This window comes from Flagellimonas pacifica (genome assembly GCF_900215465.1).
In the GTDB taxonomy this organism is placed as follows: Bacteria; Bacteroidota; Bacteroidia; order Flavobacteriales; family Flavobacteriaceae; genus Flagellimonas; species Flagellimonas pacifica.
Genome location: NZ_OBEH01000006.1, coordinates 98664 through 115915, shown reverse-complemented (window position 1 = coordinate 115915; position 17252 = coordinate 98664). Strand labels below are relative to the sequence as shown.

Below are 17252 nucleotides of genomic sequence, written 5' to 3'. Positions count from 1 at the left end.
ATTTCTACCATTAGACACTAGTATTCTTTTTTAGCTATAATTACAAATACATAGCCCAGAACCTATTATTTGTTTGTAAAAAATAATCATTAGATTTGCAGCCTTCAACCTCGATATATCATCTTATTACAACCCCGTAGTAAGTGTTTTTAGATTTATTTATCAATTGTCTTTTCTTCAATTACCCCTAATGACGAATAGACATAACATATGCAAAAAATATGTTACAGTATGTCCTTTTCCTTTTAGGGCGCAATACAATAAACTTTAAAGTTTATTGTATTGCCAGTCTTTTTTTTATGGCTTGTATGGAACCTGTGTTTTCACAATGTGCGGGAGAGGACAACAATATCACAATTTGTGATAAATATGATAATATTTTAAACAGAACTTATAATTTATTTGCCAATCTGAATGGAACACCAGACCCTGGTGGTACATGGTCAACAACAAACTCTGCCAATTTAGATGCTCTTGACACAAATTCTGGAATAGTTGATCTCTGGAAAATAAATTATTTTGGGGAACACCAGTTTACGTATACAAACAATGATTGTAACGAGTCTGCAACTGTTATCATTACTTTGGGTGGTTATGCCGGACAAGACAATACAGATGGAAGTGCCAATGCTTGTGGTGATTCTACAGTTAATCTTTTTTCTTTTTTGGGAAGTCAAATAGATGATCAGGTCCCTGATTTTAACGGTATTTGGGAGGAAGACCCAGATACAGAAACCGGACTATTAAACGAAAACTTTTTTAATGCAGAAATGGCAGGCCCTGGGGAGTACAAATTTACCTACACCGTTCCTGCGGTAGATATTTGTCCGAGTAAACAATCGACTGTTTTCTTGGAGGTGCATCCAGCACCTGATTCGGGAATACCACAAAATTTTGTGGTATGTACCACTGATGACTTATCAGGTTACATCAACCTAGATTTAAATGATCTACTTCTAGGAGAAGACCCTAATGGCGAATGGACGGAAGAAAGTACCAACCAAATTGACAACATTGCGGACCACACAATAAACGTACAGGAAATCAACAATAACTTTGGTTATGGCAGCTATAATTTCACCTATTCAGTTTTACCAACACATCCTGTTTGTTCAGAGTCCCTGACCATGGTCTCCATAATTATACTACCTGTGTTAAGTGGAAATATGGAAGCTACAAACTATTGCTCAGGAACTGACTATGGAGTCACGCTGAATTATGGCGATTCCTTGCTGCCAGCTGGTCTGTATCAACTGGAATATCGTGTTAATAGTTCTGAAGGCGTACAGGATATTGTAACGAGCATTGACCTAAATAATGGTATTGGCGTTTTTAGTGTTTCTCCTGTTGTAGTTCCCATTAATGAAATTGTGCAATTGGATATCATCGGAATTCAAGGTACAATGCCTGAACAGGATGTCTGTGATGAGATTATGGTACAACAGGTAAGTTTTATGGTATCAAGTCCATCGGCCTCAGCCGAAAGCATCTGTCTCAATACTGATGTAACAGTTCAATTGACGAACATTTTGAACACCTTTGGAACCTTGGCCAATGGATCCCATTCCATCGATTACACATTGACCAATCCTGAAAATTCAATAACAAATTCCTCCATAGCAAACATAAATTTTGTCGATGGATCTGCATCATTCAACATCTCTGCTCCAAATACTGGAGTTTCAGGAGCATATACCATAGATATTTCTATTGGGAATAGCTTCGGTATTGACTGTGCAATAGCCACAGGTTTTCAAGTAATCCCAGAACCTGAAAACATAGACCTACAAGTTATAGTGGATAATAATTGCAACGCAACATCTGTTGATGTATTTGTTGATGCCCCAACACTTACCGATGGAAGCTACACCATAGACTATGAAGTCATTGAGCAAATCTCACAAACAACATTAATTGACAATTCAATCAATTTCATAGGTGGAATGGCAGAGTATGAAATAGATATAGCTAACCTTCCAGATGGTGACTATAGCGTGATTTTAAAAAGCTTTCAAAATGATACTACTCCATGCAGGCTGCAATTTGAATTTGAAATACAAGAGAATTTTGCGATTGGAGGAATCCCAGAAATTATTGAAGCCCCTACTCAACAATCGTTTTGCCTGAACAATGGCACTCCCACATTGGAAGACATTTCGGTCAATGCTTCCGGTGACATTTCATTTTTCGAATCCAATACAGACAATGCAGTGCTAACCATTACCACCCCTTTGGTTAACGGTGAAGACTATTATATTTCAAGTACAAATCCAGATAACAATTGTGTAAGCCAACAACGAACAAGGGTGCAGGTTACATTGTTAATGACCAACACTCCTACGACAACCAATACCAATCTCGTTCTATGTGGTTCAGAAAACCCCACCCTTGCAGATTTAAATGTTGTTTCCTCAAATGAAGGGAGCATTATTTGGTATTCCTCTCATTTGGGCGGAACCATGTTGGATTCCAATGAAATTCTTGTAGATGGACAATCATACTTTGCCACAGAGCAATTAAATGGATTTTGTGAAAGTGAAACACGATTGGAGATTATTCCGAATATTATAAACCCGCCTTTACCCAATTTAAAAAGGAATGAACTTCACATTTGTGGCTTGGACAATCCAACCGTAAATGAACTGATAAACACAGAAATTACAATTGATGGTAGGATAGAATGGTTTGATGTTGTAGAAGGTGGTGAGCCATTATCAGCCTCAGACCTCTTGAAAGATAATTCTACTTACTACGCCCAAAGTTATGACATTGATTCTGGTTGCATCAATTCAAATAGAGTGCCCGTAACAGTTGACCTGAATAATTGCGTGCCAGAAGAATATGGTTTTTTTATACCTGATGGATTCTCCCCAAACAATGATGGAAAAAACGACACCTTCTTTATACCTAATATTGAAATAATCTTTCCAGACTTTACGCTGGAAATCTTCAATAGATATGGAAATTCACTTTTCAAAGGAGACATGGACAATCTAGCTTGGGATGGCTCAGAAATTGGAAGCAGTGCTGCTCCCAATGGCATATACTTCTACATTGTAACATTCAACAAGGAAGGCTACAATCCAAAACAAGGTAGACTTTATCTCAACCGATAAATAAGTAAAACCATGAAAAGAATACCGATCGCCCTCCTATTCTTCCTGAGCATATTTGGAGCAAATTCACAACAAGACCCCCAGTACACCCAGTATATGTACAATATGAGTACTATCAATCCCGCATATACGACCAATGAAAAAGGAATGATAAATTTTGGCACACTCTATCGGTCACAGTGGAAAAATGTAGAAGGAGCTCCTAAAACGCTGACCTTTTTTTCCCATGCCACATTGAGCAATAAGATTGAAACGGGATTATCATTTATTTCAGACAATATTGGTGATGGCGTACTAAAGGAAAATAACATATATGCCGATTTTGCATATATACTAAAACTAACTACTAAAAGTAACCTTGCTTTGGGGCTTAAAGGGGGGATTACCACTTTTGAAACAAACTTTCAAGATTTTGTTCTGCCAGAGTTTCAAAATGATATTGCCTTTAATGAAAACCTGAACAGTATTTTCCCCAATGTTGGAATTGGTGCTTTTTATAACAGGGCAGATTTTTATGCCGGCATATCAGCTCCCAACTTGCTTACATCAAAACACCTTGATAACCAAAACGGGATAAATAGAATTGGCTCTGAAGAAATACATCTGTTCTTTACTTCTGGGTACGTTTATACATTAAATCCAACTTTAAAGATAAAACCTTCCATCATGGCAAAAATGGTAAAAGGTTCGCCCATTTCCTTGGATGTATCCCTCAATGCCTTGTTCAATAACAAGTTTGAAGGTGGACTATCTTATAGATTGGAAGATGCAGTGAGTGCCATGTTCAACATATCGGTCATCCCAAATATTCGAATAGGTTATGCCTACGACTATACTTTGTCCAATTTAGGCCAGTTCAGTGCCGGTTCACACGAAATTTTTGCTCTTTTTAACCTAGACCTATTGGGCTTAAAAAAAGGATATGACAAATCCCCTAGATTCTATTAAAACATGAGAACTATATTTTTTCTTTTCATCTTTAGTATTGGTCTGCCTTACTCAACTTATGCCCAAGTAGGAATAGAACAACGCGCAAACAATTATTTTGAAAGGGCCTTTTACAGTGATGCCATACCATTATACGAACAATTGATCTTAGATAACAAAAGCAAAAGGGTTTTAAAAAATTTGGCGGAATCATATTATAACACCTTTAATATGCAGTCCGCCGCAAGATGGTACAAAACCCTTACCACAAAATATGGTCCAAATGTAGAAGAGGTTGACTATTTTAACCTTACCCAATCTTTAAAAGCTTTGGGCAAATACAATGAAGCCAAAGAAACATTAAAAGATTACTATTCGCGATTGGGAGACACGCTTGCATTCCAAAAATTGATGCAAGACACTAAATACCTGGAAAACGTCGGTGCAATCGGCAATCGATTTATCATAAAAAACTTACCCCTCAACTCAAGTGCTTCAGAATTTGGGGCTATTCAGATAGATTCCAATCTAATCTATACCTCCGCAAACAAAAAAAACTCATCGATAAAAAAAATATATCGGTGGAACAACCAAAGTTATCTGGATATTTATTCACACCCAATGAATAAAATAGATCAACGTGATTATCCAAGCAAAGGGCTTCAAGGACAAATCAACACCAAAATGCACGAAGGTACCTTTGCTATTACCAAAGACAGAAAGACCATCTATTTTACTCGCAATAATTTTATAAGGGGCAAAAAGAAAACGGATGCAAAAAAGATTGTAAATCTAAAGATTTATAAAGCCGAATGGACAGGTACGGAATGGGGAAACATTTTAGAGCTAGCTTTCAATAGTGATAAATTTTCGACCGAGCATCCTACAATCAACAAAGATGAGACAAAACTTTATTTTTCATCAGACCGTCCAGGTGGTTATGGCTCATTTGATCTTTACAGCGTAAACATATTGCCAAACGGTCTTTACGGAAATCCCACTAACTTAGGAGCTACCATAAACACTTCTAAAAAAGAACAATTTCCTTTTTTGGATTTGGAAGACAACTTATATTTTGCCTCCAATGGGCATCCAGGCTTTGGGCTATTGGACATTTTTGTTTCAATCAATGAATCTGGAAGCTTTAAAAAGCCAGACAATCTAGGATTACCAATAAATAGCGGGTATGATGACTTTTCAATCTCTTTTAGCTCGGAAAAAAAAGGGTATTTTTCATCAAACAGACCAAATGGAAAAGGAAGTGATGACATCTATTCTTTTGTCGAAACAAAACCGCTTATTATTGAAGATTGCCACCAGTTTGTTTCTGGCACACTCACCGACCAGATTACCAAACAACCTATCCCGAACGGGATCGTCCATCTAATTAATAGCAAAGGTCAAATCCTCAAAGAAGTATTTACAGACAATAATGCCACCTTTAACTTCAACATAAATTGCAATTCAGCTTTTACAATCGTGGGAAATCACAAAGGATATAAAGAAAATAGTAAAACCCTTATGACCACAAAAGAGCGGAAAAAAACTTTTGATGGTTCACTTACATTGTTATCCCTATTAGAAATTAAAAAGCAGCTAGAAGAAAAAGAGCAAAAAGAAAGAGAAATTCAATTGGCAAAGGAAAAACAAGTCAAAGAAGAAACCAAAAAAGCAAGAAAAGCAAAAATCAATGACATCATACAGCAAGAAAATGCCTTAGTGAAAGAAAAAAACCGCACTTTAATCAAAACCCAGGAAATTCATTTTGATTACAGCTTGTGGTATCTCCGAAGAGAATCTAGGGAACGGTTGAAAGTTGTAATACAAATAATGAAGCAGAATCCGGGGATTACAATTGAAATTGGAACCCACACTGACATTCGTGGCGATAAAAATTATAACAAACGGCTTTCACAAAAAAGGGCAGATGTTGTTAAAGACTATTTGATAAAAAATGGCATCTCCAAAAAAAGAATAATAGCCAATGGCTATGGGGAATCTCGCCCTTTAGTTGAGTGCAAAACCGAAAATGATTGTGCTGAGGAAGACCATGAATGGAACAGAAGATGCGAATTTGTCATTGTAAAATGGGATTGACCTAATAAAATGCCTCTAAAAAAAATCATTCCCCTATTATTTATTATTATTTTACAATAAATATTTGGCTTATGAACCTATCCGAAATTCCATCCAAAGAAATCATGCCTGGTTATCATGGAAAAATGGTACATGGAAAAAATATGACCTGGGCCTTTTGGGATGTTGAAAAAGGTGCGGAAGTACCAGAACACCATCATGTGCATGAACAGATTATGCATGTTTTAGAAGGCACTTTTGAATTTACCGTTGGAGGAAAAACAACAATTCACTGTCCTGGAGATGTCGTTGTGATTCCCTCCAATGTTCCGCATAAAGGAAAAGCATTGACTGCTTGCAAATTAATGGATATTTTTAGTCCGGTTAGGGAAGAATATAAATAGCATGAATATATCACTACAGGGAAAAAGGGCCCTAGTTGGGGGCAGTAGTAAAGGTATAGGTGAAGCCATTGCCCAACAATTGGCGAAAAGCGGTGCTACTGTAACGCTAATGGCGAGAAACGAGAAGAAAATGAAGGCCATTATTTCTCAATTGCCAACGGACAATGGACAAAAACATCAATATTTGGACGTTGATTTTTCCAATTTTGGAGCATTCAAAACAAAAATAGCTTCTTTTTTTAAGCAAAATTCCATCGATATTCTTGTCAACAACACACAAGGACCGGAAGCAGGTGGGGCACTGGAAAAAAGTGTTGAAGATTATCAAAAAGCCTTTGATCTATTGTTTAAATCAGTTGTCTTCACCACAGAAATGGCACTTAAACATATGCAAGAAAAGAAGTGGGGACGGATCATTAATGTTGCATCCATTTCAGTAAAGGAGCCTTTAAGTTATCTGGCGCTTTCCAATTCCATAAGAGCTGCTGTAGTGACTTGGGCCAAAAGTCTAGCTTTTGATGTGGCCAAGGATGGAATTACCATCAATAATGTGCTTACGGGGTATTTTGATACAGATAGAATTGCCCAACTGAACACCAAAAAGGCCAAAAAAATGGAAATTCCAGTTTCGGAGGTACGAGAAGCCATGGAAGCGCAGGTGCCCATGAAGCGAATTGGAGACCCTTCGGAATATGGATTTTTGGTTGTCTTTTTGGCCTCAGAGCAGGCCGGATATATCACTGGAACCAACATTCCCATTGATGGTGGATTATTAAAATCTTTGTAAGTTTTTTTTCAAAATACACAAAATCAAATACTTAAATTATCAAATTCATAATTTTTAGTTAATTTTATTGCTTAACCAATAACAATTAACCTTATGAATTCAAAAGTTTTTCTGGTTGCCCGAATCTTATTGGGATTGTTTGTCCTCTTTTTTGGATTGAATAAATTCTTTGGATTTCTCGAATTTGGTGAAATGCCTGAAGCCGCTATGAACTATTTTGCTGGCGTTGGACCAACCCAAGTCCTGAAAATTGTTGGGGTCATTGAAATTTTGGCCGGACTTTCCTTCATCTTAAACAAATATGGAGCCTTGATGGCCCTTATTTTGATGAGTATTTCAGTAAATGCGGTGCTATTTCATGCCACATTGCATCCCGCTGAAATCATGGGAGCTTTAATACTTATCATTTTGAATATTGTGGTCCTTATTGGATATAAAGACCGATATAAAGAAATACTGAGAGCTTAAAAGCAATTAAAAAAAGGCCTTCTTTAAAGAAGGCCTTTTCATATCCAAAGCTTTCGTTTTTTGATTATAAACTCATTTTGTCCTTGAAGATGTAAGATTGTCTTCTGGACACTTCTATTTCATCTCCATTTTTCATTTGCAACTTTAGTTTACCATTGAACCACGGAACTACGTTTTCAATAAAATTTGTATTGACAATTTGTTGTCTATTTGCCCTAAAAAAAGATTGTTTCGGAAGTTTTTCTTCTACTTGGTTAAGGGATTTGTACAATAAAGGTTTTTTCTCTTCAAAAAACACCCTGGTATAATTTCCAACAATCTCAAAATGTGAAATATCCCCAATCTTAACCAACCAACAGGCTTCCCCATCTTTTATGAAGATTTGACTTTTCTCTGATAGTTTTTCGGTAGTGACCTTTTCTTCCTCACCTCCATTTATCTGCAATTTTACTTTTTCTAAAGCCATGGCAAAACGTTTTTCGTTTATGGGCTTTAGCAAATAATCCAGAGCATTGTACTCAAAAGATTTGATTGCATATTCATCAAAAGCAGTGGTAAAGACAGTAATGGGAACCTCATCCAGCATTTCCAAAAGCTCAAAACCATCTTTTTCCGGCATATTTATATCCAAAAACAACAAATCAGGATTCATTTTTTGTATGAGTTCAAATCCCATATCCACATTCTCTGCCTCACCTGCAAGCTCAATCTCCTCGTGTTTTTTTATAAGTTCCTTTAACTCATTTCTGGCCAATCTGGAATCTTCAACAATTACCGCCCTGATTTTCATGTCAACGGAATTTTTATATGAGCCACAACCTCCCCAGCAATCTCGTTCAATTTAAAGGATGCATTATCTGCATACAACAGTTTTAATCGCTGCCGAATGTTTTTAAGTCCCAACTGGGTTGTACTTTTTCCTATTTGAAGTTTTCCGGTATTCCTCACTTCAATTACAAGAAGCTCTCCTTCTTGTTTTATATTCAAAACTATCCTGCCTCCCTTTTTTAAGTTTGAAATTCCATGTTTTGTTGCATTTTCAACCAACAGCTGAATAATCATGGGAGGTATTTGAAGTGTCAGAGTACTTTGCCCCACTTCCTTAACAAACTCCAACCTGTCTTCAAACTGAATTTTTGATAAATCGATATAATTGTCCACCATCTCCAACTCTTCCTCTACCGAAATAGCATTTATATTGTTTTTGGTCAAAGAATACCTAAGAATTTCAGAAAGTTTGGTCAACATTTCACGAGACTTATCCACATCCTCCAGCATTAATCCTCTAATATTATTAAGACTGTTAAACATGAAATGAGGATTAATCTGCCCTTTTAGCGTATTAAGTTGAGCTTGTTTTAGATGAGTATTCAGTTCCAATCGTTCTATACGATCCCTGTTAAGCTTAAGTAGCAACTTAATAACAAGATAGGTAACGGTCCATGCCCCAATCAGGAAAAAAGCATTCATTATTTGAATCCATACCTTGTCATAATATTGAAACATCTGCATTTCGGCCCCTGTAAGTTCTGGACCAAACTCCCTATATACATAACCAAAAAAGTAATTTAGCACCCCAAACAACCCTGCACCTACAAAAAATGAGGCTGCTACTTTTAAGAATTCCGCAAAACCAAAAGAATCGAACCGAATACTTCTTTTTAAATACCAGCGTACCAAAGAAGTAGAAAGCACGCCAATGAAAGTCCCCACCACTATGGAATACACAATCATTTCAACACTTATTTTCTGCAGGGCAAAAATTGAAAAGGAGTTAATAAAACCCCATCCCAAAATTTGGAGTATCCAAAATGTGTGGTTATTTTTTTTATTGGTCAATTCCATGATATCAAATCATCCGTAAATCAAATATAGCCTTTTGTTCCACGAAATAGTTTTAGGGTTTTTGCCTTACCTTATTTTTTACGGGTCTAAAGCAGCAGTCCTTTTCAGTTTTTAAGAAAGCGACCCATGCAAGCATAGATCCAGTATAGAAGAATGGAAAGTAATCTATATCCCAATGGTTCCATTTCCCCAAAACTCCAATAGCCATTCCCAATATACCCATACATAAAATGACCTTTTGTGCTTTATTAAGTTTCTTCATTTTCTAATAGTTAAAATTTTGCTTAGCAGTAAGCTATAATATTGATAAGTAAACTGATCATTATCTTCGCCAAGGTTATCATTGATATCAGGTTTTTTTGATTTACTTCCCAAAAATATTAGGGACATCCACCAAAAGAAAGTAGAATATGGTAAGCGGTAAATTGAAGTAGTTAAACGGAAATTATTTCTTTCCCGGGGGGAACTTTGAGAACACCTTGTGTACAACAGCCCTTAATCTTTCTTCACGAACACTGGGTGATGCATTTTCCCGATATCCACTTTCACTTGTGGCCTGCCAGAAGAGGGCATCTTTTTCGGCATCTACAAAATCGAACTGTATTTGACGTTGAATACCAGAATTCCCCAGTGGCAATCCTACTGATATTCCACCACCAACATTTCTTCCGCCCCCTCCTACTCCAACGCCAACAGAATTGTTTGGAGCACTTCTGAATTCACTACTGAGTATGTTAATGAAAAAATCCGGTTCCTCTGCCAATAGATAACCTTTTGCCTGCAAAGTGGAGTCAAGTACACGTACCAATCTTCTTTCATCCAATTCACTCAATCCAGAACTTATATCTGAAAAGTAGTTATAACTTGTATAGTTGGTAAAATTGGTCGTCTTATCATAATCATAGTTCACCCGGACCCCAATGCAGGAAGTTAAGAAACCAAGGAGCAATATGGAAAAAAGGTACCTCATTTCTAATTTGGAATACCTTTAAAATTAACCAATATTTTGTTTTGAATAAGAGTTTTGAAGGGTTATTCGTTCAAAAGCATCCATAGCTTATCTTTCAGTTCTAGAATGCCTTGCTGCGCCACTGACGAAATAAACATATAAGAAACACCTTTTAAATCCCTATCAAGTTCTATCCGCATCTCTTCCATGAGTTCCTCATCCAGCATATCGCTTTTAGAGATGGCCACAAACCGTTGTTTGTGCAAAAGTTCAGGGTTGTATCTCCTTAGTTCATCCAACAAAATTTCATATTCCCGAGAAATATCATTGCTATCTGCCGGAATTAGAAAAAGTAAGGTGGCATTGCGTTCTATATGTCTTAAAAAGTAATGCCCCAACCCTTTTCCTTCTGCAGCTCCTTCAATAATTCCAGGGATATCTGCCATAACAAAACTTTGAAAATCCCTATACTGAACTATTCCTAGATTTGGTTTTAAGGTAGTGAACTCGTAATCTGCTATTTTAGGTTTTGCCGAGGTTATTACAGAAAGAAGGGTAGATTTTCCTGCATTGGGAAAGCCAACCAAACCTACATCTGCCAACACTTTTAATTCCAACGTAATATGGGATTCCTCACCCGGGATTCCAGGTTGCGCATATCGTGGAGTTTGATTGGTAGGACTCTTAAAATGCCAATTACCCCGGCCACCCATTCCGCCTTCAGCTACAATTTTTTCTTCCCCTTCTTCTGTAATCTCAAAAAGGACCTTGTTGGTTTCAGTATCCCGAACCACTGTCCCCAATGGCACGTCCATATATACATCCTTTCCATCAGCTCCGGTGCTTCTATTTTTACTTCCGTGTTCTCCGTGCCCTGCCTTAAAATGTTTTCTAAATTTAAAAGTGACCAATGTCCAAAGGTTACTATTCCCCCTAACAATCACATGACCTCCTCTACCTCCATCACCTCCATCGGGTCCTCCTTTGGTAATATATTTCTCACGGTGTAGATGCACAGAACCCTTACCTCCGTTTCCAGAAGCTACATGAACTTTTACATAATCAACAAAATTACCTTCGGTCATTTTTGGATTTTACTATGTTAGTTTAAGTTTTCGAATCTTATAGACGATGTTGTCTCCAAACTTTTGAAAACTATGATCAACAGTCAATTCAATTCCATCAAGGACACTTAATTTCTCCACCGCCCTTTGAGACCGGACATTGTCCCTGTCCACAAAAAGCAATATTTCTTTAACAAACCGTAATCCGTAACTGATCATTAATTGTTTACTTGATTTATTGTAAGGCCCTCCCCAATATGACCTAGATAAAAAAGTCCATCCTATTTCAACAGCATCAGGAGCATCTTCCAATAAATTAAATCGTGAGCTTCCTATAAGCTTACCAGATTCTTTGTCAAAGATCAACAATGCTCCTTTTGAACTTAAAGATTCATTGAAAAAACTGGTAAAACCAGACATTGTACATCTTTCTTTATCTGGATGTTGTTCCCAAATCAGTGAATCAGCAGCAACTTCATATAATGAATCAAAATCTTGAGGCAACAAGGGTCTAAGGCTGATCAAATCATTCTCCAAAGTGGGTTGCCTATCAAAACTCATTTTGGTTCACTATAAAATCCCTCTACGCAAGAGCCTCAACAACCGAACTTAAGCGTTCTGTAATCTCTTCAATTTCTCCAATCCCATTAACGGAGTGAAACTTGCCCTGTTTTTCGTAATACGCCTTTAATGGAGCTGTTTTTTGATTGTACTCGTCAAATCGATTGCGAATCTTATCTTCATCCTGATCATCTGTACGCCCGCTTTCTTTTCCTCGTTCCAATAAACGGGCCACTAGGACATCATCTTCAGCTTCCAAGGCAATTGTGGCGTTTATCTCCATATCCTTGGATTGCAAAAAATTATCCAATGCCTCTGCCTGAGCTTCAGTTCTTGGAAATCCATCAAAGATGAACCCAGCTGCTTGTGGATTTTTCTCTACCTCATCCTTAAGCATGTTTATGGTCACCTCATCAGGAACCAAATCACCCTTATCCATATAAGATTGGGCCAATATGCCCAACTCTGTGCCATTTTTTATGTTGTATCTGAACACATCCCCGGTAGAAATGTGTTTCAAATTATATTTTTCCTTTAGGAAACTCGCTTGGGTCCCTTTTCCTGCGCCTGGCTTTCCAAATAGCACTAGGTTGATCATATTTGTTTGATTTAGTTGATATACTTCCTTTAAGTTTCTCCCCAATTCATTGTAATCCAATCCATATCCCACAATAAAATTGTCCGGAATTTCCAATCCAACATAATCAATGGGGTATTCTCCGTTGTAGATTTCCGACTTATAAAAAAGAGAAGCTATTTTAAATTCCTTTACATTGGTTTGAGAAAATAAATGCACTAACTGCTTCAATGTTCTTCCCGTATCAATAACATCTTCTAAAATAATCACACTTCTTCCCTCAATATTTTCTGGAACATCCAACAAGGTCTCCACAATACCAGTAGAAGTTAAACCATGGTAAGAACTCAACCTGACAAAAGAGACTTGACAAGGGTATTGATATTCCTTAAGAAAATCTGAAACAAACATAAAGGCCCCATTGAGAACACCCACAAAAATAGGCACCTCATTTTTGTAATCCTTAGCTATTTCAGTAGCTACTTTTTTAACAGCAGCAAGTATTTGCTCTTCGCTTAAATAAGGTTTAAAGACTTTGTCATGTAACTTAATCAACCTGTCATCAATTTTATCAGGTGGCAAAGATAACATTTTTAGGAGCGCTTTACCCTTTGTACTTTTATCCCTTCAAGGAATTCACGTATTTTTGCTTTCATTCCAATTCAGTAGTCAATGCATTATTTCTCTTCCAGTTTTAAACTCGGTATTTTAGGTGGTGGTCAATTGGGCAAAATGTTGCTTTATGAGACCAGAAAATGGGATATTTACACCAAAGTCATGGATGCTTCTGATGACGCTCCCAGTAAAATTGCATGTAACCAATTTGTTAAAGGCAGTTTATTGGATTTTGATGCGGCTTATAATTTTGGAAAAGATGTAGACGTTCTCACCATCGAAATTGAAAATGTAAACGTGGATGCCTTGGAAAAATTGGAGCATGAAGGCGTAAAAGTGTATCCATCCACAAAAACACTGCGTACCATTCAAAATAAGGCCACCCAAAAATTATTCTACACTGATAATGAAATTCCCACTTCCCCTTTCACACGATTTGCCTATACTTCAGAAATTGAGGATAGCATTTCAAATGGTGGGTTAAAATTTCCGTTTGTTTGGAAAAGCGCCCAATTTGGGTATGATGGCCAAGGCGTAAAAGTTGTTCGGAAAATGGAAGATTTAGAGGGATTGCCCAATGTGGAGTGCATTGCTGAGGAAATGGTCAATTTTAAAAATGAATTGGCCGTTATTGTGGTTAGAAATACCCAGGGTGAAGTAAAAACTTATCCTGTGGTAGAGATGGAGTTTCACCCTGATGCTAATCAAGTAGAATATGTCATCTGCCCTGCACGTGTTGATGAATCTATTTTACAAAAAGCCAAAGCAGTTGCACTAAAGGTTTCTGACCATTTGAACCATGTAGGGTTATTGGCCGTAGAATTGTTTCAAACACAAGATGATGAAATTTTAGTGAATGAAGTGGCTCCTAGACCCCATAACAGTGGTCATTATAGCATTGAAGGCAGTTATACCAATCAATTTGAGCAACATATCAGGGCTATTCTTGGTTTACCTTTAGGTAAGACGGATAGCAAAGTAGCCGGGGTTATGGTAAATTTGGTAGGTGTTGAAGGTCATACAGGAGACGTGGTTTATGAAAATATTGATTCCATTTTAGAAATGGATGGAGTTACACCACATATTTATGGCAAAAAAGAAACTCGACCCTTTCGTAAAATGGGACATGTGACCATTGTTGACAAGGATATGAAAAGAGCCAGAGAAGTAGCGCAAAAAGTAAAGGAAACGATTAAAGTAATCAGTAAATTACAATAATCAAATTCCAAATCCCATGTTTTGTTTTTTGGAATTTAATATTTGAAATTTTATGAAAAAAGTAGCCGTAATCATGGGAAGTACCAGTGATCTTCCTGTTATGCAAGATGCAATTGATGTTTTAAAAGGATTTGACATTGAGGTCGATGTGGATATTGTATCTGCCCACAGAACTCCGGAAAAATTATTCGATTTTGGCAAAAATGCCCATAAAAAAGGTTATTCTGTTATTATTGCCGGTGCTGGAGGAGCTGCCCACCTTCCTGGAATGGTTGCATCCCTATCTCCCTTACCCGTTATTGGAGTTCCTGTAAAAAGTAGCAATTCCATTGATGGATGGGATTCTGTACTTTCTATTCTACAGATGCCAGGTGGTGTCCCTGTTGCCACGGTAGCATTGGACGGGGCTAAAAATGCTGGAATCTTGGCAGCTCAAATTATAGGAAGTGCCGATAAATGTGTTCTGGACAAAATTGAAGTGTACAAACAAGGGCTTAAAGAAAAGGTTATCAAAGGAGCCGAAGAAGTTAGAAATACAAAGTAAAAAACAAAAAGTCAAATCCCATATCGCCAGTTCGAGCGTAGTCAAGAACTATTTACTCTTAAAACATACAATGAACAACCCTCTTTTATCCCAATTTGACAAAGCTCCTTTTGAGCAAATCAAAAATGAACATTTTAAGCCTGCTTTTGTAGAGGCTATCGAAAATACCAGAAAAGAGATTGATGCCATTGCACAAAATCCATCTGTTCCCACCTTTGAAAATACATTGGAAGCTTTGGATTTTTCAGGAAGACAACTTGATCGCATCTCCAGCATATTTTTCAATCTGAATTCAGCGGAAACCAATGAGGAAATTCAAAAAATTGCTCAGGAAGTTTCTCCTTTGTTATCAGAATTCAGCAATGATATTACTTTAAATGAAGAACTTTTTCAACGTGTAAAATCGGTTTATGATCAAAAGGATGGGTTAGATTTAACTACGGAACAAGGAACCTTGTTGGAAAAAAAATACAAAAGTTTTAGCCGAAATGGTGCCAATCTGATGGAGGACGAAAAAAAGCGCCTTCGTGAGATAGATGCCGAACTCTCCAAACTAAAACTACAATTTGGAGAAAATGTATTGGCCGAAACCAATAAATACGAATTGCTGTTGACCAACGAAGCAGATTTGGACGGATTACCAGATGGGGCAAAAGAAGCTGCAGCTCAATTGGCAAAATCCAAAGACAAAAAGGGGTGGTTAATCACATTAGACTATCCAAGCTACATCCCTTTTATGAAATATGCCGAAAACAGGGAATTGCGCAAACAGTTATCTCTTGCGTTTGGCAGTAAAGGATTTCATGGCGACAAGCTGGATAATCAACAAAATGTACTTGATATTGTAAGGTTGCGACATGAACGCGCCAATCTTTTAGGTTATAAAACCCATGCGCATTTTGTTTTGGAAGAGCGTATGGCTGAAACTCCAGAAAAAGTTCTCAGTTTTTTAAACGAATTATTAGAAAAAGCCAAACCAGCAGCAAAAAAAGAGTTTGCGGAGTTGGAAGCTTTTGCCAAGGATTTACATGGTATTGAGCAACTGGAAAAGTGGGACAGTGCCTACTATTCAGAGAAACTAAAGCAAAAACTTTTTAGTTTGGATGATGAAAAGCTCAAACCCTATTTTAAATTGGAAAATGTTATTGATGGGGTTTTTAAAGTTGCTGAAAAGTTGTTTGGCCTCACTTTTAAAGAGGTTTTTGATATTGAGAAGTATCACGAAGAAGTAAAAACCTTTGAGGTTTATAACAATTCCATGAACTTAGTTTCGCTTTTCTATGCTGATTTTCATCCCAGATCAGGTAAACGTGGTGGTGCATGGATGACTTCCTACAAACCTCAATATCAATTGGATGGAAAAAACAGTCGTCCACACATATCCAATGTATGTAACTTTACAAAGCCTACAGAAACAAAACCCTCTCTGTTAACATTTAACGAAGTAACCACACTTTTTCACGAGTTTGGACATGCGCTGCATGGAATGCTGGCCAATACGACCTACCCTGGACTTTCAGGCACCTCTGTGTATTGGGATTTTGTAGAATTACCAAGTCAGGTTTTGGAAAATTGGTGCTATGAAAAAGAAGCTTTGGAGCTTTTTGCATTGCACTATGAAACCGGAGAGTTGATTCCAATGGAATTGGTTCAAAAAATAAAAGAGTCTGCTACTTTTCAAGAAGGAATGGCAACATTACGCCAGTTGAGTTTTGGTATTTTAGATATGGCTTGGCATGGAAAAGACCCTTCAGAAATTAAAGGTGTAAAAGCCTTTGAAACCAAAGCCTTTGAAGGCACAGCTCTCTTCCCCGAGACTTCTGAGACTTGTATGAGCACAGCTTTCTCTCATATTTTCCAAGGCGGTTACTCATCAGGGTACTATAGTTATAAATGGGCAGAGGTTTTGGATGCCGATGCTTTTGCTTATTTCAAGGAAAATGGAATTTTCAATAAAGAAATCGCGGACAAGTTCAAAGAACATGTGCTTTCAAAAGGTGGCACAGAAAATCCCATGATACTTTACAAAAGGTTTAGGGGAGCAGAACCCAAAATTGAAGCTCTGTTGGAGCGTGCCGGTCTTCTTAACAAGTAACATTAG

Annotated in this window: 16 protein-coding genes; 9 read left to right on the top strand and 7 right to left on the bottom strand. The window is 37.3% G+C overall.

All coding sequences use genetic code 11. The annotated features are described in order from the left end of the window. Positions 1-299: 299 nt before the first annotated feature. The 6 genes from CRO15_RS16740 (at position 300) to CRO15_RS16715 (ending at position 7778) form a co-directional block, all read left to right on the top strand. Positions 300-3116 (top strand): gliding motility-associated C-terminal domain-containing protein, encoded by a 2817-nt coding sequence (locus CRO15_RS16740; protein ID WP_207763935.1) that lies wholly within the window; start codon positions 300-302, stop codon positions 3114-3116. 12 nt (positions 3117-3128) lie between these two features. Continuing rightward, positions 3129-4064 (top strand): PorP/SprF family type IX secretion system membrane protein, encoded by a 936-nt coding sequence (locus CRO15_RS16735; protein ID WP_097047006.1) that lies wholly within the window; start codon positions 3129-3131, stop codon positions 4062-4064. A gap of 3 nt (positions 4065-4067) precedes the next feature. Next, positions 4068-6140 (top strand): OmpA family protein, encoded by a 2073-nt coding sequence (locus CRO15_RS16730; protein WP_097047005.1) that lies wholly within the window; start codon positions 4068-4070, stop codon positions 6138-6140. A 71-nt stretch (positions 6141-6211) separates the two neighbouring features. Beyond that, on the top strand, positions 6212-6523 hold the full coding sequence (locus CRO15_RS16725) for a cupin domain-containing protein (RefSeq protein ID WP_097047004.1): 312 nt from the start codon (positions 6212-6214) through the stop codon (positions 6521-6523). Between the two features lies 1 nt (position 6524). After that, a complete protein-coding gene (locus tag CRO15_RS16720) occupies positions 6525-7310 on the top strand; it encodes an SDR family oxidoreductase (protein ID WP_097047003.1) in 786 nt (261 codons plus the stop codon). Positions 7311-7403: 93 nt separating this feature from the next. Continuing rightward, on the top strand, positions 7404-7778 hold the full coding sequence (locus CRO15_RS16715) for a DoxX family membrane protein (RefSeq protein WP_097047002.1): 375 nt from the start codon (positions 7404-7406) through the stop codon (positions 7776-7778). 64 nt (positions 7779-7842) lie between these two features. Here the strand turns inward: CRO15_RS16715 and CRO15_RS16710 are convergent, their stop codons facing one another. From CRO15_RS16710 to CRO15_RS16680, 7 genes are all read right to left on the bottom strand, one after another. Continuing rightward, positions 7843-8568 carry a LytR/AlgR family response regulator transcription factor gene (locus CRO15_RS16710; protein WP_097047001.1) on the bottom strand — a complete coding sequence of 242 codons (726 nt, stop codon included), beginning with the start codon at positions 8566-8568 and terminating at the stop codon, positions 7843-7845. Next, positions 8565-9512 (bottom strand): sensor histidine kinase, encoded by a 948-nt coding sequence (locus tag CRO15_RS16705; protein WP_243397007.1) that lies wholly within the window; start codon positions 9510-9512, stop codon positions 8565-8567. The genes CRO15_RS16710 and CRO15_RS16705 overlap by 4 nt, the downstream gene beginning before the upstream one ends. A 163-nt stretch (positions 9513-9675) precedes the next feature. Continuing rightward, positions 9676-9885: a hypothetical protein gene (locus CRO15_RS16700; RefSeq protein WP_097046999.1), complete on the bottom strand. Its 210-nt coding sequence runs from the start codon at positions 9883-9885 to the stop codon at positions 9676-9678. 183 nt (positions 9886-10068) lie between these two features. Further along, positions 10069-10593, bottom strand: coding sequence for a DUF4136 domain-containing protein (locus tag CRO15_RS16695; RefSeq protein WP_097046998.1), 525 nt, complete (start codon positions 10591-10593; stop codon positions 10069-10071). Between the two features lie 62 nt (positions 10594-10655). Next, positions 10656-11657, bottom strand: a complete 1002-nt coding sequence (obgE, locus tag CRO15_RS16690) for a GTPase ObgE (RefSeq protein ID WP_097046997.1) — start codon at positions 11655-11657, stop codon at positions 10656-10658. Positions 11658-11669: 12 nt separating this feature from the next. Continuing rightward, positions 11670-12197, bottom strand: a complete 528-nt coding sequence (locus tag CRO15_RS16685; RefSeq protein ID WP_097046996.1) for a GNAT family N-acetyltransferase — start codon at positions 12195-12197, stop codon at positions 11670-11672. 22 nt (positions 12198-12219) lie between these two features. Beyond that, positions 12220-13329: an adenylate kinase gene (locus tag CRO15_RS16680; protein WP_097046995.1), complete on the bottom strand. Its 1110-nt coding sequence runs from the start codon at positions 13327-13329 to the stop codon at positions 12220-12222. Between the two features lie 117 nt (positions 13330-13446). On the opposite strand from CRO15_RS16680, the gene CRO15_RS16675 reads away from it, so the two are divergent. The 3 genes from CRO15_RS16675 (at position 13447) to CRO15_RS16665 (ending at position 17246) form a co-directional block, all read left to right on the top strand. Beyond that, positions 13447-14607 carry a 5-(carboxyamino)imidazole ribonucleotide synthase gene (locus CRO15_RS16675; RefSeq protein ID WP_097046994.1) on the top strand — a complete coding sequence of 387 codons (1161 nt, stop codon included), beginning with the start codon at positions 13447-13449 and terminating at the stop codon, positions 14605-14607. A gap of 52 nt (positions 14608-14659) precedes the next feature. After that, a complete protein-coding gene (gene purE / locus CRO15_RS16670) occupies positions 14660-15151 on the top strand; it encodes a 5-(carboxyamino)imidazole ribonucleotide mutase (protein WP_097046993.1) in 492 nt (163 codons plus the stop codon). Positions 15152-15221: 70 nt separating this feature from the next. Continuing rightward, complete coding sequence (locus tag CRO15_RS16665; protein WP_097046992.1) at positions 15222-17246, top strand: M3 family metallopeptidase; 2025 nt, start codon at positions 15222-15224, stop codon at positions 17244-17246. Positions 17247-17252 lie beyond the last annotated feature (6 nt).